Origin of the sequence: Clostridium sp. KLE 1755 (assembly GCF_000466465.2) — a bacterium.
In the GTDB taxonomy this organism is placed as follows: Bacteria; Bacillota; Clostridia; order Lachnospirales; family Lachnospiraceae; genus Eisenbergiella; species Eisenbergiella porci.
The window spans coordinates 1-26,272 of record NZ_KE992760.1 but is presented as its reverse complement, the minus strand read 5'-3'; the positions used below and the strand labels follow the sequence as shown (position 1 = coordinate 26,272).

The window sequence follows — 26,272 nt, the reverse complement described above, 5'->3', positions numbered from 1 at the left end:
GCCAGAAATACTATTCCACAGTAACAGATTTTGCCAGATTCCTCGGCTTATCCACATCACAGCCCTTTCCAACCGCCACATAATAACTGAAAAGCTGGAGCGGGATAATCGCCAGCGAATTGGCGAAGAAAGGATTGGTCTGCGGGATATAGATTACATAATCCGCTGCTTTTTCGATTTCCCTGTTTCCCTCACAGGTCACGGCAAGCACAAATGCGCCTCTCGATTTTACCTCCACCATATTGCTGATGGTTTTCTGGTACAGCGAGGGCTGCGTGGATACCGCCGCCACAAGCGTCCCTTCCTCTATCAGGGATATTGTGCCATGCTTCAGTTCTCCCGCCGCATAGGCCTCCGAGTGAATATAGGAAATTTCCTTCAGCTTCAGAGAGCCTTCCATGGAAATGGCATAGTCAATTCCCCTGCCGATAAAGAAAACATCCTTTGCCGCAATATACCTGTTGGCAAATCTCTGAATCCTGTTTTTATTATTCAGAAGAAGTTCTATCTGATCGGGCAGACGGCCCAAATCTTCCAGCATGCCCTCAAATTCTCTTTCCGTTACCGTGTGTCTCACCCGGGCCAGCTTTAAAGCAAGCAGATAGAGCGCAATCAGCTGGGCGCTATAGGCCTTTGTCGTAGCTACCGCAATTTCCGGTCCTGCCCAGGTATACATAACATTATCCGCCTCCCTGGCGATGGAGCTTCCCACCACATTGACGATGCCCAGAACCTTAAAGCCACGTTTCTTCGATTCCCGCAGCGCGGCCAGGGTATCCGCAGTTTCCCCGGACTGGCTGATCACCACCACCATGCCCCCATCCTCCAGGATCGGGTTGCGGTAACGGAACTCGGAGGCCAGATCCACCTCCACCGGTATACGTGCCAGCCCTTCCAGCACATATTTCCCGGTAACTCCGGCATGATAAGCGGAGCCGCAGGCAACGATATGGATTTTCCTTACGGACAGAAGATCCTCATCACTCATTCCCAGCTCTTCAATGACGATATCATTCTTCCTGATCCTGGGGCTTATGGTATCGGTTACCGTCTTTGGCTGCTCATACATTTCCTTCAGCATAAAATGCTCATAGCCGGCCTTTTCCGCCGCTTCCGCATCCCAGTCGATGGTAACGCTTTCTTTTTCCAGCTCTTCCTCATCCACATTATAGATGTGCAGTCCTTCCGGAGTCAGACGGACGATTTCCTGATTGTCAATATAGGTGACCGTTCTGGTATACTTCAGTATGGCAGGCACATCGGAGGCGATAAAGCAGCCCTCCCCACTCTGCCCTACAATAAGCGGGCTGTCCTTCCTTACCGCAAACATTTCCCCGGGAAAATCCGAGAACAAAATTCCCAGCGCATAGGAACCTTCCACACGATGAAGCACCTTTACGATAGCCCCCATGGGATCTCCCTTGTAATAATAGTCCAGCATATGGGCCAGGACCTCCGTATCCGTCTCCGAAATAAAATGATAGCCCTTGCTTTCCAGTTTTTTCTTCAGCGGAAGATAATTTTCAATAATTCCGTTATGTACGACGGCAATTGTGCCCTTTTCGTTAAAATGCGGATGGGAATTCACATCACTGGGTGCCCCGTGGGTCGCCCATCTGGTATGGCCGATTCCAAGATTTCCCGGCATCGTCGCCCCGTCATGGGTAAGCTCCTGCAATACCTTCAGTCTTCCCACAGATTTGGTGATGTTGATTTTGCTGCCGTCAAAAATGGCCATCCCCGCCGAATCATATCCGCGGTATTCCAGTTTGGAGAGTCCATCAAGGACGATGGGTGCTGCCTGATTTTTACCGATGTAGCCTACAATTCCACACATACTTGCCTCCATTCAATCACATTACACTTGTTTCCAATAATCTTTATTCATTGCGCAGGCCCTTACAACGCCTGCGGGCAGGCTTTTATAACGCCTCCCCAGGAAAAATCCCGCATATTTGGCCGCGCTTTCCGCAAACAGCCGCAGTACAAGCCAGGGCTTATGGATACTGCACAAATGGGCCGCCGTCTGTTTTACCAGCTTAACCCCCTCCGACTCGGAAGGAAGCCCCTTAAAAACCTCCGGATGCTGCGCCTGGGATACTCCGTTGTCAAAATTACGGTGAAACTGCTCTGCGCAGGTATAATTATGGCAGTGGTACACCTTTGCCCCGGCACAATAAGCAATTTTCCATCCCGCCTGCACCGCTTTAGCCGCAAACAGCATATCTTCATTAAAATTCACATGCCGTTCAAAGCCTCCCAGCTTACGGAAAACCTCTTTTTTATAAGCAGCGCACACATTGGAACAGAAATAGGTTTTAATTCCCATTTCAGGCAGCTGCCCTTTCCCCTTTACACAGCTCTCCTCCGGATAGTTAAACTGCCTGGTGTATTTTTCTATCTCTCCGCTGTCCTTTTCAGGCAGCTGCCTTGCATAGGAAACAGCAATATCCTCTTCCGCGCTCAGCGCCGTCGTCAGCTCCTCAAGAAGCCTGTTGTCGGCCGGCAGCGCATCCTGAGTCATGCATACGAAAATATCCCCTGTGCTGCGGGCTGCTCCATCATTTCTGGTTCCACCATGATTGAATTCCCACTTGGAAAGATGGTGCACCTCGGCGTTCGGATGCTCCCTGGCAAAATCTGTACCATACAGAAGAGCTTCAAAATATTTTTCTTCCGTATTCATTATTATGATCCGGTTCGGCTTCAGAGTCTGTTTTTCCAGCCTGCTGATCAGCTCCAAAAACCGTTTCTCCGGCTTGTATACAGGGATAATAACATCAATCTTCATTCGTAACTTCCCTTTCCTTCCGGCCAGCATCATTCATTGCCGGATTAAAGCACATAAGAATAACTATAAACAGTTATCCTTAATTTTAGAAAAAGGGGCCTTGGATTGGCCCCTTTTAGCTCATTTCAGGTAATATCTTCTTTTTTGTCCTGATTTCCGGTTACCTTCCGGTATCCCTTGACACAATAGCGCTGTAGCTCTTCACAGACGGAGAAGGTGTATATTCCTCCTGCTCAAAGAAGAACTTGTGGAGAAGCACTACATTATCCTCCAGCGAGGTGGGGATAACACAGCTTCCGGCCTTACCGACCTTTCCGGTAACCCTGTTGGTTTCAAACGGGAAGCCGTCGGTTGCCACTACCTTATACTTGGTCAGTTCTCCCAATACCTCCAGCATCTCCGCCGTATTTAAATTGGTGGCCACATGCGGCATAACCGAATCCAGTATCGAGTTCAAAGTGGATACGGAAGCGGTCTTCGCCTTTTCAAAGCAGGCCAGCAGTACGGTACGCTGTCTCTCCGCCCGCTTGAAATCATCCCCTGCCGTATAACGGATACGGCAGTACGCCGTAGCCTGCAGTCCGTTCAGTGTCTGGAGGCCGGGCTGCGTTACCTTGACATAATTATCCGTTAATTTTTCCTTGGTTTCTGTACTGAACATACTGGCCTGGTAATTGTTCAGATGCTTGATTTCATCTTCCTTAACATCAATCTGTATTCCGCCCAGGCTGTCAATGGTCTCTATCAAACCCTCAAAGCCAATGCTGATATAATTGGTAATATTCATGTCCAGGTTCATGTTCAGCATATCTATCGCCTGCTTCGGCCCGCCAGCCGCATAGGCAGCATTGCATTTGCTGTATTTATCATTACCCAGATTCATATACGTATCACGGTATACGGAACAAAGCTTCACTTCTCCCGTATCCTGATTGATAGAAGCGATCATTATTGTATCGGAACGGTTTCCTTTATCCAGATTATCATTTCTGGCATCAATACCGAACAAAGCGATATTACGGTATCCCTTCATAGCTGTATTATTCTCTACCGTATCGTTGATTACAATGTCCTCTTCGTTAACATTGATTTTCTGAATGGAGGTCTGTTTCAGCACCGCCCAGAGAACAACTGCCAGCACAACAAGAGCGACCATTTCCACTGTAAACATAATGATCCTTCTTCTCTTTCTGGCCTTCCTCTTTTTGGACATGGACTTTTTTCCTTTGGAACTGCTGCCTCTTCCATCGGAATTCCTTCCGTCGCCATAACTGCCGCGGGAACTGCGGGGTTCGTCATATTCGTCACGGTAACCGCCTCTGCGGGGCTCTCTGTATTCATCACGTCCGCCTGCACTGCGTGAGCTGCCGTTTCGTGACGCGCTGTTGCGGGAGCCGCTGTTCCGGTTCCCTCCATTACCTCTCTGCGATGATGATGCCATACTTTTTTCTCCTGTTTCCTGTATTTCTAATAAGCATTCTCATTGATAAATCCTTTGAAAAAAGTAAGAAAAAGGATTTTGATATCAAGGGCCATGCTCCAGTTCTCAATGTAGTATATATCATATTCAATCCGCTTCCGGATGGACGTGTCCCCCCGGTAGCCGTTAATCTGTGCCCAGCCGGTCATTCCGGGGCGCACCTGATGCTTTATCATATAGCGGGGAATTTCTTCCCTGAACTTCTCCACAAACTGAGGCCGTTCCGGTCTTGGCCCCACCAGGCTCATATCCCCCAGCAGGACATTAAACAGCTGAGGCAGTTCATCCAGGCTTGTTCTGCGCAGGAATGCCCCAACTCTGGTAATCCTGGGATCGCCCTTCACTGTCCAGCCCTTCTTCTCTTCGCCGGGCTGCTGCTGCCGCATCGTCCGGAATTTATACATCATAAAGGTTTTATTATGAAGCCCTACTCTTTCCTGCTTGAATATGACCGGCCCCTTGCTGGTAGCTTTCACCAGAAGCGCCACAACAAGCAAAAGCGGCGATATCAGGATCAGTCCGAAAAAAGATCCTGCAATATCCACACAGCGCTTCGCCAGCGCGCTGAGCGTATTGGAAAGCGGCACATACCTGATATTGATTACCGGAAGCCCCATCAGATCCTCCATGTAAGGCTTTCCTGGGATCAGAGAATTATAATCCGGTATAAATTTGGTATGGACGCCCGATTTTTCACATAAATCCACCAGCTCCTCCAGTCTGTCATAGCTTTCCAGGGAGAGCGTGATGGCGATTTCATCCAGCTTGTTTTCCGGTAAAATATAGAGAAGGTTGTCAATTGATCCTAATACCTTCACTCCCTTATAGGTTGCTCCTCTGGGCACTTTATCATCCAGAATTCCTCTTACCACATATCCCCATTGAGGGTTGGAATTGATTCTGTTGATATATTCTTCCGCTGCTCTGGAATATCCTACCAGAAGAATGTATTTGAGATTGTAGCCTTTTTTCCTTACATAATACAGTATATAGCGGATAAGGGCGCGCATTAGCAGGGTATTTACCGTATTAACGGCACAGAAAATACCAACCATGCCACGGGAAAAATCGTGCACCTGGAAGGAACTGAAGGTATTATTTACCGTAAACAGCACCGCCAGAAAAACTGTCACGCCAACGATGTTCGCCTTGCAGACATTAACGATTTCCGATTCACTGCGCTGAACCCGTTTGGGTGAGTAAAGCTTGAACCAGTAATACAGAATCAGATATCCCGGCACAACAAAATACAGGGCGCTGAAATATATCTTCATATCCAACACGCCCACCTCAGGACCCGTATCTTTTAAATTGCTCCCTATTTTCAAATACCACGCAAGTATATAGGAGCCTGCAATAACAAATGCATCTACTATGACATGCAATCGGTTAAAGTATTGCTGGTTGTCCTTAATCATGGCTTCACCTGTTTCCCCATATACAAATTGTATTGTACAATAATAATCTTAAAAGCACAACTTAAATTTTCCTTAATCGCCATTTTACGACAGTGTGATATTGTATCTGTGGTGCGTTAGGTATTGTTGCCCGGTCTGGGTCCGCTTCGGATGGGATGGGGCATGGGTGAGGGGGATTTTCAATTGCCATATCAGCCTTGGGCTGTTTCTAAAAGCCTGAAACGGCAGCTTGGACGACCTTGATACGGCAGGAACTCGTCGCTGGCGCTCCTCAGACAGCTCCGTATGGCAGGTTAAGCTGCCGTTTCAGGCTTTAAGAAACAGCTCCAAGGCTTCCCAGGCATTTGAAAATCCCCCTCACCCACGACCCATCCCACCCGAAGCGGACCCAGACCGGGCAGCGATAGCTGACGTACCACAGACATAACGTCGGAAAGCTTTCGAAAGCCGGTTATGAGGACATTGCCGGGGCAAATTGAGGGGAACTAAGGTGTGTCTTATATTAAGATGTAATTGGTTGTCTGAAAGTTTTAAAAATCAAAATATTTTTCCGGCGGTTTGTGTGCTTTTTAAGCCGGCGGCTTATATACGGCGGAACATGTTGAGCCAGAGTTCCAGCTGTATGGTTATATAGTGCCCGAAATTGGCGGGTTTGAAACGGACTTTTCGGGCGCGGGCTTCGGGCGTTGCGCAGAGTCTGAAGCCCTGGCCCATGCCCTTGAGGTATACGCCTCCATAGCCTTTGGCGCAGAAGAAGAGGATTTTCAGGAAAAATCCTGCGGCCAGGAAGGGGAGGTTCAGCAATAACTGGAAAAACGGCATATTTTTGTAAATGAGGTATATGTTATTCCTGGAGGAGTGGGCAATTTTAAAAGGGTTGTAGCGGGAACCAGTGGTGGCGCTGCCGGCATGGTACACCCTGGCAGTGGGTTCGTAACAGTTTTTGTAGCCCAGGATTCGGGCGCGGTAGCCAAGATCCACATCTTCCAGGTATGCAAAATGGATTTCGTCCAGCAGCCCGGTTTTTTCCAGGTATTCCCTGCGGTAGAGGGCGGCGCCTGCACATGCGGAGAATACGGGCACGGGAGCATTGTAGTCGGCGGATGGCCGTCCCTTTCCTATTGCATAGGCCCAGCCAAGGGCGCTGTAAAGATCTCCGGCGCCGTCCATGACGTCCGGCTGTGTCATGGAAAGCATTTTGGTTGCAACGGAAAAAAGGGCGGGATCGCTGTCCATGCGGCGTTCCAGCCTGCGGATGCAGCCGGGATCCACGGTGGTGTCATTGTTCAGCAGGAAGACATAAGGAGTTGCCGACTGTCGGATTCCCTCGTTTACAGCCTCCACAAAGCCTTTGTTTTCCGGAAAACGGATAAGACGTACCCAGGGAAAAAGACGTTCTGCCATTTCCGCGCTGCCATCGTCGGAACCGTTATCAACGATAATGACTGAAAATGTGGGTCCGCCGTGCTCCGGGAAGCAATGTTCCAGGGAGCGGAGGCAGTTTTCCAGATATTGTATGCCGTTATAATTGGGGATAACTACGGTTGTTTTCAATGGATTCCCTCTTTCCTGTCAGGATCCCACAGAATGCGGAAGCCTCGTTTTCTTAAGGCCAGGCAGAAGGCGATGCTTGTCCTGACCGGATCTGCGCCGGCGCGTATTTCCTGCAGGGCCAGATCCAAATCCTTCCTGAATTCAGGCCGGACCTGCATGGTGCGGATGTCTGCGGCCTCCACATCCTGAGTGAGGACCGCCCGGTGCATGTACCCGCTGAAGCGGCGTTTAAGGCCGTCATAGCGCATGGTAACGGTGGAATCGGGCGCTTCGTCGTAAATTCCGCTCACCAGACGGCCATTTCTGGAAGGAAGGGGGCCGGCTACAGCGCCCAGATCACTGCGCTGGCTGAGCGCGTCCGGCATAAACTCCAGGCGGTAAAAGCCCAGGTGCCTGGTATCTTCCGCCTGCGCTTTCCAGCCGTGTTCCCTGCCAAAATCCTCAAGGGCTCTCCTCCCCGCTTCATAGGCATAGGTCTTGCTGGCAGGATTGGAGGCCGTGGAATTACGGTGGCAGCGCCAGTGGTAGAGGATCTTTGGGATATGGACATAGGCTTCCTCGGGCGTCCCTTCAAGAACCTGTCCCGCCGCGCGAAGCACCAGATCATAATCCTGTGCGCCGTCAAATCCGGTGCGCAGACGCAGACGTTTCATAACCGCAGCGTCCATCACCAGGAAATGACAGATATAATTATTAGACAGCAGCAGATCCAGGTTAAAGTCCGTTTTTCTGTGGGGCTCGTAGGTATTCTGCGCTTCGCCGTCACATTTATCTTCATCGGAATACAAAAATACGGGATGTATTCCGTTTTGTTCCTGTTTTTCCAGGGCACAGGCCATTTCGTAAAGAGCGTCCCGGGTGAGAATATCGTCATGGTCAAGAAGGCCGATATAGGCTCCCTGTGCCAGTTCTATCGCCGCATTGGTATTTCCGGCAATTCCATCATTCGAGGCCAGCCTGATGTAGCGGATTCTCTCATCAGCCCTGGCTTCGGCCGCTTTTCTGACACTGTCTCCCGTGCCCGCATCCGCCAGGATAAGTTCCCAGCAGGGGTAGGTCTGTTCCTGAAGGGAATCCAAAAGCTCCTTCAGGTAAACAGGATCGGTTTCATAAGCCGGCACCGCAATGCTGAAGAGCACCGGTTCAGGCCAGCTGCGTCTGCGCTGGGCATCCAGTTCTGTCTCAGTGGGCGGCTGGTACCGGCTGCACGTACCATTGACTCCGGCCTCCTCCGCCTGGGAACGCTCCTGTAAAATACGTTCTTCCACGGCAGAAAATGCCGCGCCCAAGCCGTTTTTTTTCAGATAACGGAATGCCTTTGTGAAATTGGACAGGTTCAGAATATGTCCCATGCAACTCTCCTGTTTTTAAACTCTAAAGTGCAAGAAGCGGTGTCCACCCGAAAAAGAACGGATGGGCACCGATACCTGCCGGCTTTCTGCGCCGTGATATTCATTACTGTAAAAATAAGCTTCCGTCAGGGTACTGCGCATACACTGCACAGTCCGTACACGCAGCATAATAACGTCCCTGCAGCTTCCCTTGCTTTATGCTTCGATCACTGCCTTCAGTTCTTCCGTCAGCTTTTCGTTCTTAGCCTTCGCATCCTCCAGGCTGGTTCCCTTAACGCCCATGTAGAATTTGATCTTGGGTTCGGTTCCGGAAGGTCTTGCACAGCACCAGGAATCGTTGGTCAGGTCAAAATACAGGACATTGGACTTGGGCAGTCCCGTAGGGGTTTCTTTCCCGGTTGCCAGCTCCCTGGTAATTCCTGTCTCGTAATCACGGACATTTACCACCTCCAGCTCTCCAAAACGAGCGGGAGGATTCTTTCTCAGCTTATCCATCATTTCCCCGATCTGCCTGGAGCCGTCGATACCCTTTAAGGTAATGGTGTACAGATCCTCTTTAAAATATCCGTATTTTTCATAGAGGGCAAGCATCTGATCCCACAGTGTCAGGCCGTGCTTCTTGCACCATGCAGCTACCTCACACAGACACATAACCGCTACAACGGCATCCTTGTCTCTCGCGTGGGTTCCTGCCAGGCAGCCGTAGCTTTCCTCCAGGCCGAATACGTAGTTGTTGGAGCCGGTCTGCTCAAACAGCTTGATCTGTTCCCCGATAAATTTAAAGCCTGTGAGAACTTCAATCAATTTTACGTTGTAATCCGCCGCAATGGGGTCTGCCATATTGGTGGTAACGATGGTTTTCACCATAGCCGGGTTGGCGGGCATGGTCCCTGTGGCGGTGCGTTCCCTCAGGATGTATTCCGCAATGAGCATGCCGGACATGTTTCCTGTAAACGGCACATATTCACCGCTCTTTGTATCCAGCGCATAAATGCCCAGACGGTCGGCATCCGGATCGGTTGCCATCACGATATCCGCATTTTTTTCCTTAGCAAGCTTCAGCGCCAGCGTAAATGCCTTGGGATCTTCCGGATTGGGATAATCCAGCGTGGTAAATTCGGGATCAGGAAGCTCCTGCTCCGGAACCACATATACATGCTTGAAGCCCAGCTCGGAAAGCACTCTTCTGACCGGCTTGTTGCCCGTGCCGTGGAAGGGGGTGTATACAATCTTGATATCATCAGCCATTTCCTGAATCACTTCGGGATGTATGATCTGTTTTTTCAGCTCTACCATATAAGCATCGTCGATTTCGGAGCCGATTACCTGGTAAAGCCCTGCTGCCGCAGCGGCATCCTTATCCATGGTCTTCACATCGGCATAATCGGTAACCGCCTTCACCTCATCGATGATTTCCTTATCCTTGGGCGCGGTCACCTGGGCGCCGTCCTCCCAGTATACCTTATAGCCATTATATTCCGGCGGGTTATGGCTTGCCGTTACCACGATTCCGGAAATACAGCCCAGGGTGCGCAGCGCAAAGGAAAGCTCTGGTGTGGGCCGTAATTCATCAAAAACATAGGCCTTAATGCCGTTGGCCGCCAGGCACAACGCCGCCTCGTCCGCAAATTCAGGGGACATGAAACGGGAGTCATAGGCGATTGCCACGCCCTTTTTCTCTCCGCCCTGCTTTAAAATATAGTTTGCCAGGCCCTGTGTGGCCTTTCTTACCGTATAAATGTTCATGCGGTTGGTTCCCGCGCCGATTACGCCGCGCAGGCCGCCGGTACCGAATTCCAGTTCCTTATAAAACCGGTCCTCGATCTCCGCTTCGTTTCCTTCGATTCCCTTCAGTTCCTCTTTTGTCTTCGGGTCAAAATAGGGAGCTTCCAGCCAGAATTTGTATTCCTCCATATATCCCATGTGTTTCTCCTCCTTTTCTTCCGCTTCCGCGGGCCTGTGCAGCAAATGTGCCGCCCCGCCGGGCGGTTATCTCTGATCTCAATCGTTGAAGAAGTCATACTGTCCTTGTTCAGTATACTACATTTTTTTATACCCGTAAAGAAAAGTCACTTTTATCCAGCGTAAAATTCGGGTTGTAATAAGGATCCCCCGCCTCCAGCTGCACCTTCCACTTTTCCCGGAAACGGGCGGATTCCTCATTATAGCGCGCCGCCTTTTCCCCATCCGTATCCAGTCCCCTGGACACGGATTCATAATGATACAGCTCCGCAAAAGGGGTGAATACGTTCAGATAGCCCAGCTGCCGCAGCTTCAGGCAGAAATCCACGTCGTTGAGGGAAACGGCAAAGCCTTCGTCCAGGCCGCCGGCCTCTTCATACAGCTTTTTTTTCACCATAAGGCAGGCCCCGGTTACCGCGGAAACGTCCTGCGCATAGCAAAGCCTTCCCATATACCCCAGGTTTTCCCGTTTCTGACGGTAATGTGTATGCCCCGCCGTCCGGTGGGCGCCAAGGCCGATTACCACGCCAGCGTGCTGGATGGTCTTATCCGCGTAATACAGCTTTCCGCCCACAGCACCCACATCCTCACGCTGTGCGTACATAAGCAGCTCCTCCAGCCAGTTTACGGTTATGACCTGCGTATCGTTATTCAGAAGCAGAACGTAATCTCCCGTGGCCGCGCCCACTCCAAAATTATTCACGGCAGAGTAATTAAAGGCCCCTTTGAAGGTTACAATTTTTATGGAAGGATTGTTCTTTAGTTCCTCATAATAGGAGAAGATTTCCTTTGTTTCACTGTTATTTTCCACAATGACGATTTCGTAATTGTCATAGGTGGACTTCTCTATAATAGAAGTAACACATCTGCGCAGATCCTCCACATGATCCTTATTGGGGATGATAATGGATATTTTCGGATCCCCGATGATTTCATAGGTGATCTTGAAAATGGTCTCAAAGGCCCTGGTGCTTGTGATGGTAAAATGCTCAAAACCATGCTTTCTCAGATGATCCGCCACCGCACCCCTTGCCGATTCAATGGCGTAGGGCTTGGCTTCAATTCCCGAGGCGACGCTGCCTGCGTGCAGTCTCCAGTAATACAAAAGCTTTGGCACATGCACCACATGCTCTGCCTTATCTGTAAGCCGCAGAATCATATCATGATCCTGGCTGCCGTCGAATTTCGTACGGAACAGCTCGGTCCCGTCCAGAAGCTTTCTGGAAAAAACGCTGAAATGGCAGATATAATTATTGGCCCGCAGGTTGTCGATAGCGTAGTCCGGTTTAAAATGCATGGTAATCATCTGGTTGATGTCGCCGTTTTTAAAGGTGGCTTCATCACAGTAAACGTAATCCGCATTTTTCTCATTGATTGCCTTTACATATTCAAAAAGCACACAGGGATGCAGCATATCGTCATGATCAAACAGGCCGATATATTCTCCCGTGGCCATTGTAAGGCATTGGTTGGTATTTCCTGCAATGCCTTCGTTCTTTTCCAGCTTCCTGTAACGGATTCGTTCATCCTTCCCCGCCAGCTCCCTGCAGATTTCTCCCACGTAAGCATGGGCATCATCCGAGCCGTCCGCCAGGCACAGCTCCCAGTTCCCGTAGGTCTGTTTCTGCACGGAGCCGATCATGTCCCGCAGGAAATTTTCCGGCGTATTCCAAAGGGGGGTCAGGATACTGATTTTCACCATATTGGGAAAAACGGTTTCCTCCTGCCGCTTCCTTTCCTCTTCCGAGGGGAAGCTCTCCGTACCGTAATGCTTCATGGCCCTGCGTTCATTGGCTTTATACTTCATCTTCGTCACAACACCGCCGATGCTGCCGCAGTTTTTCACACGGTCCACCTGGCGGATGGCAAAATGCATGCATTTGCGCAGCGGCGTGCTCGCTTTCCAGACAGGGTTGTTTTTAATTCTGTCCAGCTTGAACTGCAGGTCATCCACCTGATCCTCCAGCTCCGCCACACGGCCCGCAAGATAGGTGCTTTTATAATGCTCCTGCTCGTAAGCCTCTTTATAATCCTTTTCCGGCACGACCGCTTCCTGTCCGCCGTTCTTTTCTTTCTTCTGATCCATACGAATTGTCCTGCTCCTCTCAAAGTACGGTGCATCCGGCCGCCTTCCTTTTCATACAGCCAGACGGCCGCCGGCCGGCATTCCCACAGCTGCCGCTCAGTGTACGATCTCCATGGTTTCCGCCGTCCACTGATACAGCTTCTGCCTGGAACAGCAGTCCTCCCAGAGGAAACCGATGCGGTATTCCCCTTCAGGCAGCGCCTCTCTTCCAAACTGCAGGCATACGCCCGTAAGCGCCACCATCTGCAGATGGCCCAGATTTTCCTGGATATCCGGCCTGTACTGCCTGCTGACGGGCAGCTTCCACACAGCGCCTTCCTCCCCGCCATTCTCCGCCGACGGGCCGTCGCCCCGATCCACCGGCTTTAACAGAAGGTTAAAACGATACTGGCTGTTGTCCACCTGAAGCGCATAGCACCAGCCCTGGATAAAATAATTTCCGCCGCCGCTGCGGCCGGTTTCCCACTTACACAGATCACCGGCAAATTCAATCCCCATGCGCAGCACCTCATTGCACCACTCCGGACGTAAACCATCCCGCAGGCTTTCAGGCTCCACGGTATCCAGCCGATCCGTATACTCATATCTGTTTCCGGCGTAAAATTCCTGATCCAGCACATCCTTCACCAGATATCTGTGGTAAAAAGGATCCCGTCCGTAAATATCCGGATGCAGCTCATAAAGCATGTTCAGCTCCTGATGGAGGCGTTTCAGCTTCTCCACGCTGTCGTCCATGCCCCGGCTTAAGGACTCATGATGATAAAGCGCCACATCATTGCAGATCACATTATAATAGCCCATTTCATAGACATGATAGCAGAATTCCACATCATTAAAGGCCACGCGCAGCGCCTCGGACAGACCTCCGGCCTCCTCGTAAATACTTTTTTTCACAAGCAGGCAGGCCCCGGTCACGCCCAGCACATCAAAGGCCAGACGGTTCCTGAGGAAATAATAATCCGTCCTGTCATCCCGAAACTGCAGCTTATGGGCCGGGCCCAGACGGATATTGGTGATGCCGGCATGCTGGATGGTATGGCTGCCCGGATAGAAAAGCTTCACACCCACCGCCCCCACATGGGGAAGCACGGCCTTACGCATCATTTTTTCCAGCCAGTCTTCCTGGATAATTTCTATATCATCATTCAAAAGCATTACATATTCGCCGCGCGCCAGCCCCACGCCTTTGTTGCACATGGCGGAAAAATTAAATTCCATCGGCTCATACACATAACGGAACCGGCACTCCGGCGTCATCAGGGACAGCATGAGTTCAATGCGCCTCCGGTTCTTTTCACTGCTTCCGTTATCTACGACGATGATTTCAAAATTACGGTAGGTACTGGCTTCCATCACGGAATGGATACATGTGGACAGGACGCCCGGATTGTCCTTGGAAGGAATCACGATGGAAACCATGCCTTCCGCCTTCAGGGGCCATCCCCGTCTTATGTATGCCGCGCTTTTGAGCTCTTCATATTTTTCTTCCATACCGAACGGACGGATGGGGCTTGTATTATGGAAAAGCACGCTGTCAAAATGGCAGGCCTCCCCCGCCTTTTCCACCGCCTTCAAACAGAAATCATACAGATTGCTTCTGAAATCCCCGGAGCCCAGCCACGGGATATCCTGGAGGCTTTTGGTCCTCACCGCAAAGAGGTTCCCGAAATAAAAATAGGAAATCAGCGTATCCGGGGACCAGTCCGGCTTCAGCCATGGATTCCGGCGCCTGGGTTCTCCTGAAGCGCTGTCGATTTCATCCTCGTCCGCATAAACCAGCAGCGCCTTTGGATGTCTGGCAAAATAATCTGCAAGAAGGGCCATTTCTTCCTTCTCCGGTTTTCCGCCGTCCCCATAGAACACCGCAATGTCCGCCTCAACCTCCTTTAAGGAAAACTTTTCCCCGCAGCCGCTGTAGGCGATATATTCCATGGAAAGATCCTGCCCAAGCAGGACAGAGCCTTCCCTTTCCTGCTGTTCCTTTTTCAGAATCCAGTCATGATAGGCAACCGTCTGACTTACGATTCTGTTTTCATATTTTAAAGTCTGTCGTCTCCGCATGGGAGCCTGCAATATTTTCTTCAGGTTCAAAACCAGTGCCTCCTTTTGAGATTGGCATCCACCGCGGACGCCGTTTCCTCCGACAGCCATTCTATCTCGAACTCCACCTCTAAAATCCCGTCGCCGCCCTCCGGCACTTTATCCAGCCGGATATTGATGTTGGGATCATTGCTGTGGAAAAAGAATACGGGATGGGGATCCTTTTTCGGCGTCAGCTCCCATCCGTTCATCGCCAGATAAGCCGGATCCGACAACGGCAGCTCCATGCCGTTCAGCACAGCGCTCTCCATGCGTACAATACAGGAGCTTTCCGCAGGATCGATACGGATTCCCCTGACGCCCTCCTTCACAGGCACACTGATACGCATGTGATCATCCACAAGATAGCTTGGAAAATGATGATAGGAATGCTCCGGGCTGTAGCCCGCGCCGTAATCTTCGAATATCTCCACCTTTTTGCGATCAAGCCTTGAAAAAAACTCCTGCCAGGGGATCGCCCTCCTGCCAAGCAGCACCCGCATATCGGAAACTGACACACGGTTGCCCGTAACGGCCTTTTGGAAACGCCGTTCCCTGGCCCGGTATTCCTGCGCCGCCTCCTCGCTGATTCCCAGCTCCTTCAGGAATTCCTCCACAGGAAGTCCCTTACGCTTGCCGTCTCCCATCTGATAGCAGTACAACGCACGGAAAGCCAGTGCATTGGAATCCACACATTCCTCAAAGGTCCACTCATAATCAATCAGGTTCCAGCGGCCCTCTTTATCTACAATAATGTTTCCGAATACCAGATCATAATCCGATACCGGCACCTGCGCCCTGTAACGGATTTTATCCAGATATGCCCCGAAAAGGCTGCGGAAGCAATTCATGTCCTCCCGATCCAGGCAGTCATCCATCATTTCCTCCAGCGTACAGCCCTCCAGATATTCAAGCTGTACTTCCGGCAGGCCCTTCCCGTCCTTTATCAGATGACATTCATTTATAAAAAGTCCACTTCCTTCGTATCTTTTTTTCAGTTCCTTATAAAATTTCGCTATATTTTCCACATGCTCGGCCGCTGCCGGGGAATCCGGTATTTTGCGGACGACACGCCTGTTTTCCTGCTCCACAATATCCGTACGGATAGCATAAATATCCGCCCGGTCATTGGAGAATTTCGTATAAACGGTGTCCGGCGCAGGCCCCGTCATCACCAGGTAGGAGTTGCTGTACATGGGGAATATGCCTTCCCGGATCACCATATCAAAGGCATTTTTCTCATCGAAAAGAAGCATTCTGTCCGCATCAAAATTCCGCAGGTTCTTGCTCAGCTCGCCCACCTTGGGAAGGCGTCTGTCGGAATAAATGGTGTCGGCAAATTTATAATCCGGGTAAGGGTAGTAAAAATGATAGTCAGCAACACCGCATTTACGCATCAGCTTCTCCAGGCCGTTCCTGGTAAAGGTGCGCACCACGCCGCCATCAGGATAATCCTCAATCCCCGCGAAAAACCGGGATAAATGATCCTCCGCGCAGCCAGCCCAGTACTTCATCCCCATCTTGTTTTCAATGGCGATGACTAGGTTGCCGTCCTTTTTTACATGCTTCTGGTTAATGTTCAGGAAATCCTCAAAGGGCGTTTCCGTGGGAATGTAGCTCTGCCCGTATTCGAAAACGCCTATCAGCAGAACATAATCGTAATCGCAGGGCAGAATCGGTTCTATATCATTGAAATTCCCCACATAAATCGTTACATTGTCATATTCCTTGTTGCGATAGGCATTGATGAGACTCCTTTTTTTGGATAAATCCACACAGGTGACGCTGCCGGCCTTACGGGCCAGCACTCCTGTGACCGCTCCCATACCGCTGCCTACCTCCAGCACCTTCGTATTTTTATCCATGGGAAGCCAGGCCGCAATATTTTCCCGCTGCGGCGAAAGATGATAAAACACAGGCCAGCTGCGCTTTTCCTCTATTTTTTTCTGGTATTCCTCCGGCGGATAATTTTTTACAATATCCAATATTTCATCCTCTACCGTTCCGTCACAGTAGAAGTCTTCTCCGGGGTAAAAGGATAAGTCCAGTTTCACTTTCCCTATCTGCTCAGTCATCTTTGGCCCCTGCCTTTCGCACTCTATAATCTGGCAACCTTCACATCAGATTCCATATCGAAGTATCCCACCGTATCCCTGTCGGAAATCACGGTCAGGTTCATAATATCATACAGACGGTGGTATACCGTAAAGGAATCCCCCTTATATCCGGTCACTCCCAGGGACAAAAGGTAATCGCCGCCCTGCAGCCTCACCTTCTGTGAAAAAGTAATTTCCAGCTCTTCCCCGGCCTTTACCCCTTCCAGGAACGCCCGCTCCACCATGGTATTCGTCCCGGTAATTTCCACGCCCTTGATATTTTTAATGGAAAGCGCAAAAATCGGCGCGGGCACATCCTCGTGGATATGCACCCTCATATGCATGGTAAAGGGATCACCCTTCAGTATGGTTGTTGTCTCCACACCATTTCCGTCCGTCACATAATAATCTATAATCTCCGCTTCCTTCGTTCCGTATTCCAGCGCCTGAGGATTTACTCCCTGCGCCTGTGTGCGGGGATGCTTTTTCAACGCAGTCCGACCTGACTTTTCACTGGCGGAGGCTTCGTTTTCCGCGCTGTTGTTTCCTTTACCGTTGTTTTCTTTACTGTTGTTTTCCTGAGCGCTGCCGTTTCCGAAAACATTCTCATTGACCGTACCGCCGTCCGCCTTTGCCGCTGCGGCCCGTATGTCCTTATCCTGAAGCAATCCGCCTTTGCCGCCTGTTTCGGGCATTTCATACTGTCCCACCAGCACACGCTTGTAGGCGTCAATCATTTCCTTGGGGCTGCCCTCACCAAGCTTTACGCCCTGATTGAGCAGTACGGCCCGATCGCAGTATTTGCTGATGGCGCTCAAATCATGGCTGACAAAAAGAATGGTCTTTCCCTGCTTCTTGAATTCTTCGAACTTATGATAGCACTTTGCCTGGAAAAAAACATCGCCAACGGAAAGCGCTTCATCCACAATCAGGATTTCCGGATCGATATTGATGGCCACAGCAAAAGCCAGCCTTACAAACATACCGCTGGAATACGTTTTGACGGGCTGGTATACATATTCTCCGATATCCGCAAAATCCAGGATATCCTGAAGCTTTTCATCTATTTCTTTTTCTGAAAACCCGATCATGGTTCCATTCAGATATACGTTCTCAATCCCGTTGTACTCCATGTTAAAGCCGGCGCCCAGCTCCAGCAGCGCGGAAATCCGCCCGTTGACTGCCACCACGCCGTCCGTCTCATTGAGTACACCCGTAATGATTTTAAGAATTGTGGATTTACCGGAGCCGTTGGTACCGATGATCCCCACGCATTCCCCCTGATAAATATCCAAATCCACATTACGCAGGGCATAATGCTCCCTGTACCTTTTCTTACGGGCCAGGCCCAGGGAATCCACCAGACGGTCCCTGTTATGATCATAGAGTTTATATACTTTATTTAAGCCCTCCACATGGATGGCAAGCTGTCTTTCTTCCATTTTTGCTCCCAACTGCGCGTTTTTGACGATACGGCGCTTACATGATATCCGCGAAATGCACCTTCAGGCGTTTATAAACAAGCGCGCCGATACAGAACAGCACCACCGTGATAATCCAGAAATACATCGTGGAATAAAAATCTTCCCAGAACCACTGTTTCTCATAAATGGAGCTGCGGTAGCCTTCCACAATATAGACAAGCGGATTGATTTTCACCAGCATCTGTGCCTTTTTGCTCAAAGTCCCCAGCTGCCAGAGAACCGGAGTCGCCCACATGCCTATCTGCAGGCCAATGCCCACTATCTGCTGAAGATCGCGGAAATAAATGACCACGGAGCAGGTGGTATAGCTGATGGCCAGCACCAGGGCAAACATACAGAAGCTGTAATAAAAAATCTGGAGCGTATACAGGCTGGGGGGAAAACCATAAAGAAAGGCTATGGCTAAAAGCACCAACACAAAAAAGCCATGGATAAACGTGGCTGCAATAATTTTAATAATAGGCAGAATACTTATTTTAAATACTACTTTTTTTACCAGATATTCATATTCAAGCAGCGCCATCATCCCATTAGTGAGCGCTTCGGAAAAATAAAACCAGGGTACCAGCCCCGCCGTCAGAAATACCAGGTAAGGGACTTCAATCCCATCTCCCAGAAGCTGCGCCTTCTGCGGCATAATTACCTGAAATACCACATAATACATCGCCACAGTGACTACCGGCTGCACCATGGCCCAAATGGCTCCCATATAGGAACCTGCATACCGGCGCTTAAAATCGTTCTTCGCCAGACGCCATATCAGCCGCCGGTTCTGGTAAAGCTCAAACGGGAGGAGGATTATCTTATCATAAAATTTCAGTACGGCTACTACCGCTGCCGCAATTAACGTGCAGGCGATGATCTTCTTTATCAGCTCGTCCGTCTGGTTTGCCAGCGGATTATGGTAACACGCAATAATCACCCCCATGATTAACATTACGAGGGTGAATATAGTTAGTCCTGTCTTTTTGCTGACGCCCTGTCTGAGCGCGGGCTTCTCTTTTCTCTTCTTGTTATTCATTCCTGTTTTCCGGTTCACTCCGCTTTATACTCTTTAATTCCGCCCCATTTAGTATCCTTTTCAGACTGGATCAGCTCCATACCTTCGGGAATAGGCCATTCCACGCCGATATCCGGATCATTCCATGCAAGGCCGCCTTCATCATTCGGATGATAGAAATCCGTACACTTATAGGCAAATTCGGCATAGTCAGAAAGCACCAGGAAGCCATGGGCAAAATTCTTCGGAATAAAAAACTGCTTTTTATTCTCTTCTGTCAGAAGCACACCGAACCACTTTCCGAAGGTGGGGGAATCAGCTCTTAAATCCACCGCCACATCATACACCTCGCCCTTCAGGACGCGCACCAGCTTATCCTGGGGATAATGTATCTGGAAATGAAGGCCTCTGAGCACTCCTTTTTTTGAAGCAGACTGATTATCCTGCACGAATATCTGATCGATTCCGGCCTCTTTATAATCATTATAATTATAGGTTTCCATAAAATATCCGCGGTTATCACCGAAAACGGTGGGCGTAATCACCTTCAGCCCTTCAATTTCACATGTTTCTACCGTAATTTTTCCCATTTCTGTAATTCCTCGTTTCTGATATCAATATTTTGCTTTAGCACAGCCGCCCGCTAAAGGAAGGCCTTTACAGTCCGTTGGCAACCTCTACCATGTATTTTCCATAATCCGTTTTCATCAGCGGCTCCGCCAGCTTCAAAAGCTGTTCCCTGGATATAAAGCCGCGCTTAAAGGCAATTTCTTCAATACAGGAGATATACAGGCCCTGTCTTTTCTGGAATGCGGATACGAAATCCGCCGCATCCAGCAGGGAATCGTGGCTTCCCGTATCCAGCCAGGCGAAGCCCCTTCCCAGAGTTTCCACACGAAGAGTACCCCTGCGCAGGTACTCATTGTTTACAGCCGTAATTTCTATCTCTCCTCTTGCGGAGGGCTTTACGTTCTTTGCAATTTCCACCACATCATTATCATAAAAATACAGCCCGGGAACCGCATAATTGCTCTTGGGATGCTCCGGCTTTTCCTCAATGGAAAGTGCCTTTCCGTCCTCATCAAACTCAACTACGCCGTATTCTCTGGGGTCGCGTACATAATAACCGAAAATTGTAGCTCCCTTCTCCCGGGAAGCAACAGTCCGCAGCACTTTGGAAAAGCTCTGCCCATAGAAAATATTGTCTCCCAGTACAAGCGCCACGCTGTCTTTTCCGATAAATTCCTCTCCGATAATAAATGCATCCGCCAGTCCTCTCGGAGCTTCCTGTACGGCATAGGATAAAGTCAGCCCAAGCTGCTCTCCGGTCCCTAAAAGTTCCTTAAATATCGGAAGATCCCTCGGTGTGGATATGATGAGGATTTCACGGATATCCGCCAGCATCAATATGGACAAAGGGTAATAAATCATCGGTTTATCATATACCGGCATAATCTGCTTGGATATTGCCTTGGTCAGCGGATACAGTCTGGTTCCGCTTCCTCCTGCAAGAATAATTCCTTTCATGGTCGTGCTGCTCCTTTCAGAGGCCCTTTTTTCCGCCGGGCCGTTCATCACTTACCTGAAACCTTATTTCATAAAGTACTGCAGTGTTGCCGCCAAATAAAGGCTGTCACACTGCAGTGTCTGCACTGTCTTAATTAAATGACATTGCCCGCTGAACTGTTACGAACCGCTACCATTATTTGTACATCTCGTTGTAATATTTCTGGTAATCACCGCTGGTAACGTTTTTCATCCAATCCTCATGCTCAAAGTACCATGCAATGGTCTTCTTTATGCCTTCCGCAAACATGGTTTCCGGTTCCCAGCCGATTTCCGCCTTGATCTTATCCGGCGCAATGGCATATCTGCGGTCATGGCCCTTGCGGTCCTCCACATAGGTAATCAGATCTCTGGAAACCAGCGCCCTTCTCGGATCGTCCTCAGCCAGCATTTCCTGGAGGGTATCTATGATAATCTCAATGATCTGTATATTCTGCTTTTCATTATGTCCGCCGATATTGTATGTTTCAAAAAGTCTGCCGTTCTCCTGTACCATATCGATGGCCTTTGCATGATCCTCAACGTACAGCCAGTCACGCACATTTTTGCCATCTCCGTAAACGGGCAGCTTCTTTCCATGAAGCGCATTGTTAATAATCAGCGGAATGAGCTTCTCCGGGAACTGATAAGGGCCGTAATTGTTGGAGCAGTTGGTAATGTTCGCCGGGAAATGATAGGTATCCATATAGGATTTAACCAGCATGTCCGAGCTGGCCTTACTTGCGGAATAGGGGCTGTGAGGCGCATAAGGAGTTGTCTCGTAAAAATACTCACCCTCATTTTCCAGGGAACCGTATACCTCGTCCGTGGATACATGAAGGAATTTCTTCCCTTCCTTAAAGCTGCCGTCGGGATTCTCCCATGCCGCCTTGGCACAGTTCAACATGACTGCAGTGCCCAAAACATTGGTCTGAACAAAAATTTCGGGATTGCGGATGCTTCTGTCCACATGGCTTTCCGCCGCAAAATGCACCACTCTGTCAATGTCATTTTCCGCAAAAATCTTTTCAATCGCTTCCTTATCACAAATGTTGGCTTTAACAAAGGTATAGTTCTCCCTCTCCTCCAAATCTTTCAGATTTTCCAGATTGCCGGCATAGGTGAGGGCATCCACATTGATAATCCGGATTTCGTTGTCATATTTCCTGAACATATAGTGGATGTAATTGGAACCAATAAATCCTGCGCCGCCTGTTACCAAATAAGTTCTCATATTTTTCTCCTTTGTCTCCGCCTTAAAAATTAAATGCCCTGCAGCCGTTCTTTCTGCCGGAATCCGGCCGGTCTTCTTTTGCACCGCAGGCTGCCGCCGCTTTAAAAAGCTGTTAAACAGGCAGAGAAACTGACATTAAGCTTAATTTTAATTAGTATACCACAAAATTCTTGTTTTACCAAATAAAACCTTGAAAATGGTAGTTATTCATAATAGTTCAGGCAGGTTTGCGCAGTGAATGCGCAAACCGTGAGAAAACGTGGTGGAAGCAAACATCCGCCCCTCGCCGAAGGCGACTTTTAATGGGCGGATGCAGTAACAGTTCGGACGAAGGCTGAACTGTTACTGCAGTTCAGAACCTATACTGTTATGTTTCCCTGTCAAAATTTATGCTTTCGGCAAAAACAGCTTCTGCCGAAAGCAATCAAAGCCCCCGCCGCAAGCAGCGGGATATCAAACTTGCAACGCTGCTAAGCAGCGGGGTCTTTGACCCTCGCGGCAGTCGCCAAATATCCATGCACGCATGGCTACCTGGCTCGTTGCCCGCGGAAATAAATCAGTAGCCAAGATAGCTGATATTCAAATCCGTATAACCGCTGATTCCGCCGATTTTTCCTTTGGAGGAATACTGCCACATATCATATCTTCCGTTATACGTAGGTGCGGCAGCATACTGGGCCAGCCAGATTTTGTAGCTTCCCAGGGCGCCTACGCTCAGCTTGGAGCTGAGCCATGTTTTATTGGCATAAACTCCCGCCGTATAGCCGCTGTTGGCAATGGTCTGGCAATAAGCGTTAACAATCTGCGTTCTTGTTGCAGTATCCAGGCCGTCCGCACGGCCGCCGCTGGCTTCCACATCCAGAAATACAGGATAGGAGATTTTATAATTTTTGATCAGCGCCACCGTCATGGAGGCCTCCTCCACCGCTTCAATCTGGTTTACCGCCTGAGTGAAGAAATAAATTCCCACCTTCAGCCCCGCGGCAGTCGCCCCCTGAATGTTGGCCCTGAATTTCGGATCTTCAATCAGCGCTCCTGTGGAAGAACCACGGTATCCGCATCGTATAATGACATAGGATACCCCTGAATTCCTTACTTCCGTCCAGTTAATATTGCCGTTATGCTTGGATACGTCAATTCCCAGGACACCTGAGCCCGCATTCAGTGCGCCGTCGCTTCCAAAGGTGTATTTCACACCCTGGATAACCTGTTCGCCGGTTACCTTGTTGCCGTTCTTATCGAAATAATAGCGCCTGCCGTCTATGGTCTGCCAGCCGGTGTATTTGTACTCTGTGTTTTCATTGACTCTGTAGAAGGTATCATATTTGTAATAATCTGCAACCACTGCCGCCACGAATTTTCCATCAGCGGTTTTAACATAGAGGAGATTGCCGCTTCTGTCCTTTAAAGGCGTCTTGGTATCATTCCTGGGATCGTCTCCCGTTACCGTCACTTCACAGGTCGCGGTCTTGGAAGTATCCTCGGAGCTCTTGGCCGTTATTGTTACCTTACCAGGCCTCAGGGCTTTGATGGTTCCGTTTCCATGCTCTTCCAGAGAAACAATGCTTTTATCCGAAGTATACCAGAGACAGCCTGTATATCCCGATGTGGTAATCGTGGGATTCAGCTTTACCGTATCCCCTACCTTCATGGTCAATTTATCCTTGTCAAGGACGATTTTTTCAACCTTGGCTGCAACTACGGTTAATTTCACTTTTTTGGACCTGGTATCGCCGTTTCTGTATTTCGCAGTAACCGTTATTTCCGTTTCGCCGGAGCGGATTGCCCTGATCTTGCCATTGCCATCCACCGTCGCATACTTGGTGTTGGCGATGGAGAAGGAACGGCTTTCCACATCTCCTTTAATGGTGAAATAATCGTTTTTGGTTTCGCCTGCCGTTACCTTTACTTCTCTCACGTCAAACTCATTTTTTTCATCAGCTGTAACCTGGAAGGAAAATGTTGCTGTTTTACCTGTGTCCTTCTTGGAGGTTGCGGTAATGGTAACCTTACCGGTATTGACGCAGGTCACTTTACCGTTTGCATCCACTTTGGCAATCTTGTCATCCGAGGATTTCCAGTTAACGGATGCATCTGCATTGGCCGGATCAGGAGTAATGGAAAGCTGAACCGTGGTTCCTTTCTTACCGCTGTCTGCACCGGTTATTTTAATGCTCTTTAATACGGCCTCCGCCTCTTTTACTGTCACGGAAATATTCCCTGATTTTCCTCCCGCTTCCGCTGTGATGGTTACGGTTCCGGCCTTTATGCCAGTTACCTTGCCGCCGTCCACGGTTGCGATACTTGTATCCGAGGACGACCACCTGATGCCGTCATAGCCGGCGCCATCAGGCGAGACTTTAGCCGTCAGGGTAATGCTGCCGCCTACGGTTACGGTAGAATCTCCGGTAACCGTTACAGTGTCTACCGGATTTTCTTTGGCAGATACTGTTACATCCGCGGTTGCCGTCTTACCTCCGCTGTTGGTGGTTACGGTGATTGTTGCATTACCTGCTCCTACAAAGTTAACGGTTCCGCCGCTTACCTTTGCTACGCTTTCGTTGCTGCTGGACCAACTGATACTCTTATCCGCAGCATTATCCGGGCTGACCTGGGCAATGAGTGTTGCACTCTCTCCTACCTTTCCCGAAAGGCTGGACGGGCTTAAAGATACGCCTGTTACCTCCACCGGGCCGGGATCCGGATCTGACGGCTCAGGATCCGGTTTAGAAGGATCGGGATCCGGATCCGGTTTGGAAGGATCCGGGTCAGGCTTGGAAGGCTCCGATGGATTCTCCGTAGACTCCGAAGGTTTGGAGCCGGGTTCCTCATCAGAAACAGACGGTTGATTTGTATCCGATGTTTTTGTGCCGCCGCCTTCGGTTATTGGCTGTGCCGTATCATTTTCCCTCATTATCCAGGCCTTCTGCGGCTTCATGCCGGACAATTTATCAAATGCAATGCCCGCCGAAGCAGAAGGATCCGGAATATCGGATTTCTTCACTTCCACATATTCCCCCTTGCCGTCGGTGCTGCCTATCGGTGTTTTGGTGGATTCCACCCATTCCACGGTATCCTGGATTACCGATTCCGTCTGGGTTTTAACCTGTGTATCCTCTTTGGCGGCGTTTACCTCAGATTCTTTTTTGACCTCATCACTGACATCAATTTTCTTATATTCAATATGATCCTTTACGGTAACCTCCTGGGCATCCGAAGGCATGGCATATCCATCCTGGTTCTCCGGGCCGGTTATTCTAACCGTATATTTGCCAGGGGTAATTCCGGTCAGATAAATAATTCCGTCCGTATTATCATCATCTTTGTTATATGTTTTATCCGGTCCCTTGATCTCCACCTGGAAATCCACATGAGGAATCAGCTTTCCGGTCTTCCTGTTAACGAACTTGATTTTCAGATCCTTTTCCACAGAAGTCATGTTCAGACCTACCTGAACGTCGGAATTATCATCCTTTTCGTTATACTCCTCCGATTCCTCCATGGACTCCGAGAAATCCGCCGCTTCCTGTTTCGCCTTATGCGCATCCGCAACGGCCATGAAAGTACTTTCCCCTGCTATATTGAGCTGTGAAAGATTTTGTCCCACAGAGGCAAAAGCCTCCACCTGTTCATCTACAGACTTGGCATTCGCAAGTACGGAGAACGTAACTACGGCAAAAATGCATACGAAAATCCCCATGAAACCTACTACTTTGTCCATTGTATGCAGGCTGTTCCAAAATTCCACCACAGGATTTTCCTGTTTTTTATGGGATGCGCTTTTTCTGCCGGGATTCCGGGAAGAGGTATTTTCTGCATAGTCCCTGCTTTTACCGGAAGGCGGCTGGGTACGTTTTTTCGCATTGGCCGTGCGTACTTCAGCTTCCTCGTCCCAGTTGTCATTCTCACGGGGACGGCGTTTTCCGGCATTTCTATCCGACTGTGAACGGCGTATATATTCTTCCCTTTCAGTTCCTCTGTATTCCGAAGCCCTCTTGCTTTTTTCCGGGCCAGCTGCCGCAGCTTTGGAGTTCGCGCTGCGTTCGGCGCCGTTTCTTGCAGCCATCGCAGCGGAGGATGTCCTGTTGGGCCGTTCGGAATCCGCCATACGGGGTGTCTGCGAGCCCTGACGGGATTCATATCTTTCCGAGCGCGGCGGGCGGGCGGCGGCATCTTTTCCGGAATCACGTT

At 49.7% G+C, this 26,272-nt stretch carries 16 protein-coding genes; all 16 read right to left on the bottom strand.

Annotation, left to right across the window (positions count from 1 at the left end):
- Window positions 1-10 precede the first annotated feature (10 nt).
- The 16 genes from glmS to HMPREF1548_RS22710 all read right to left on the bottom strand — a co-directional run bounded on the left by glmS (window position 11) and on the right by HMPREF1548_RS22710 (window position 26,189).
- Complete coding sequence (glmS, locus tag HMPREF1548_RS22785; protein ID WP_035323520.1) at window positions 11-1,837, bottom strand: glutamine--fructose-6-phosphate transaminase (isomerizing); 1,827 nt, start codon at window positions 1,835-1,837, stop codon at window positions 11-13.
- A 21-nt stretch (window positions 1,838-1,858) separates the two neighbouring features.
- The gene (locus HMPREF1548_RS22780; RefSeq protein WP_025488569.1) at window positions 1,859-2,791 is read right to left on the bottom strand and encodes a glycosyltransferase family 2 protein; all 933 of its coding nucleotides are present in this window, start codon (window positions 2,789-2,791) and stop codon (window positions 1,859-1,861) included.
- A gap of 160 nt (window positions 2,792-2,951) precedes the next feature.
- The gene (locus tag HMPREF1548_RS22775) at window positions 2,952-4,232 is read right to left on the bottom strand and encodes an LCP family protein (RefSeq protein WP_025488568.1); all 1,281 of its coding nucleotides are present in this window, start codon (window positions 4,230-4,232) and stop codon (window positions 2,952-2,954) included.
- A 26-nt stretch (window positions 4,233-4,258) separates the two neighbouring features.
- Window positions 4,259-5,689 (bottom strand): undecaprenyl-phosphate glucose phosphotransferase, encoded by a 1,431-nt coding sequence (locus HMPREF1548_RS22770; RefSeq protein WP_021638993.1) that lies wholly within the window; start codon window positions 5,687-5,689, stop codon window positions 4,259-4,261.
- 582 nt (window positions 5,690-6,271) lie between these two features.
- A complete protein-coding gene (locus tag HMPREF1548_RS22765) occupies window positions 6,272-7,243 on the bottom strand; it encodes a glycosyltransferase family 2 protein (protein WP_021638991.1) in 972 nt (323 codons plus the stop codon).
- Window positions 7,240-8,595 (bottom strand): glycosyltransferase, encoded by a 1,356-nt coding sequence (locus HMPREF1548_RS22760; RefSeq protein WP_021638990.1) that lies wholly within the window; start codon window positions 8,593-8,595, stop codon window positions 7,240-7,242. Before HMPREF1548_RS22760 ends, HMPREF1548_RS22765 begins: the two co-directional genes overlap by 4 nt.
- Window positions 8,596-8,790: 195 nt before the next feature.
- Entirely contained in the window at window positions 8,791-10,518 is a 1,728-nt protein-coding gene (locus HMPREF1548_RS22755) for a phospho-sugar mutase (protein WP_025488567.1), read from the bottom strand.
- Between the two features lie 127 nt (window positions 10,519-10,645).
- Window positions 10,646-12,643: a glycosyltransferase family 2 protein gene (locus tag HMPREF1548_RS22750; protein WP_021638987.1), complete on the bottom strand. Its 1,998-nt coding sequence runs from the start codon at window positions 12,641-12,643 to the stop codon at window positions 10,646-10,648.
- A 96-nt stretch (window positions 12,644-12,739) separates the two neighbouring features.
- Window positions 12,740-14,734: a glycosyltransferase family 2 protein gene (locus HMPREF1548_RS22745; protein WP_021638986.1), complete on the bottom strand. Its 1,995-nt coding sequence runs from the start codon at window positions 14,732-14,734 to the stop codon at window positions 12,740-12,742.
- On the bottom strand, window positions 14,731-16,776 hold the full coding sequence (locus tag HMPREF1548_RS29205; RefSeq protein ID WP_276945642.1) for a class I SAM-dependent methyltransferase: 2,046 nt from the start codon (window positions 16,774-16,776) through the stop codon (window positions 14,731-14,733). Before HMPREF1548_RS29205 ends, HMPREF1548_RS22745 begins: the two co-directional genes overlap by 4 nt.
- A gap of 44 nt (window positions 16,777-16,820) precedes the next feature.
- On the bottom strand, window positions 16,821-18,260 hold the full coding sequence (locus HMPREF1548_RS22735; protein WP_021638984.1) for an ABC transporter ATP-binding protein: 1,440 nt from the start codon (window positions 18,258-18,260) through the stop codon (window positions 16,821-16,823).
- Between the two features lie 37 nt (window positions 18,261-18,297).
- Window positions 18,298-19,323 (bottom strand): ABC transporter permease, encoded by a 1,026-nt coding sequence (locus HMPREF1548_RS22730; protein ID WP_021638983.1) that lies wholly within the window; start codon window positions 19,321-19,323, stop codon window positions 18,298-18,300.
- Between the two features lie 14 nt (window positions 19,324-19,337).
- A complete protein-coding gene (rfbC, locus tag HMPREF1548_RS22725; protein ID WP_021638982.1) occupies window positions 19,338-19,892 on the bottom strand; it encodes a dTDP-4-dehydrorhamnose 3,5-epimerase in 555 nt (184 codons plus the stop codon).
- Between the two features lie 67 nt (window positions 19,893-19,959).
- The gene (gene rfbA, locus HMPREF1548_RS22720) at window positions 19,960-20,829 is read right to left on the bottom strand and encodes a glucose-1-phosphate thymidylyltransferase RfbA (protein ID WP_025488565.1); all 870 of its coding nucleotides are present in this window, start codon (window positions 20,827-20,829) and stop codon (window positions 19,960-19,962) included.
- 175 nt (window positions 20,830-21,004) lie between these two features.
- Window positions 21,005-22,081 carry a dTDP-glucose 4,6-dehydratase gene (rfbB, locus tag HMPREF1548_RS22715; RefSeq protein WP_035323537.1) on the bottom strand — a complete coding sequence of 359 codons (1,077 nt, stop codon included), beginning with the start codon at window positions 22,079-22,081 and terminating at the stop codon, window positions 21,005-21,007.
- Window positions 22,082-22,637: 556 nt separating this feature from the next.
- A complete protein-coding gene (locus tag HMPREF1548_RS22710; RefSeq protein ID WP_157065729.1) occupies window positions 22,638-26,189 on the bottom strand; it encodes an Ig-like domain-containing protein in 3,552 nt (1,183 codons plus the stop codon).
- Between the last annotated feature and the right edge of the window lie 83 nt (window positions 26,190-26,272).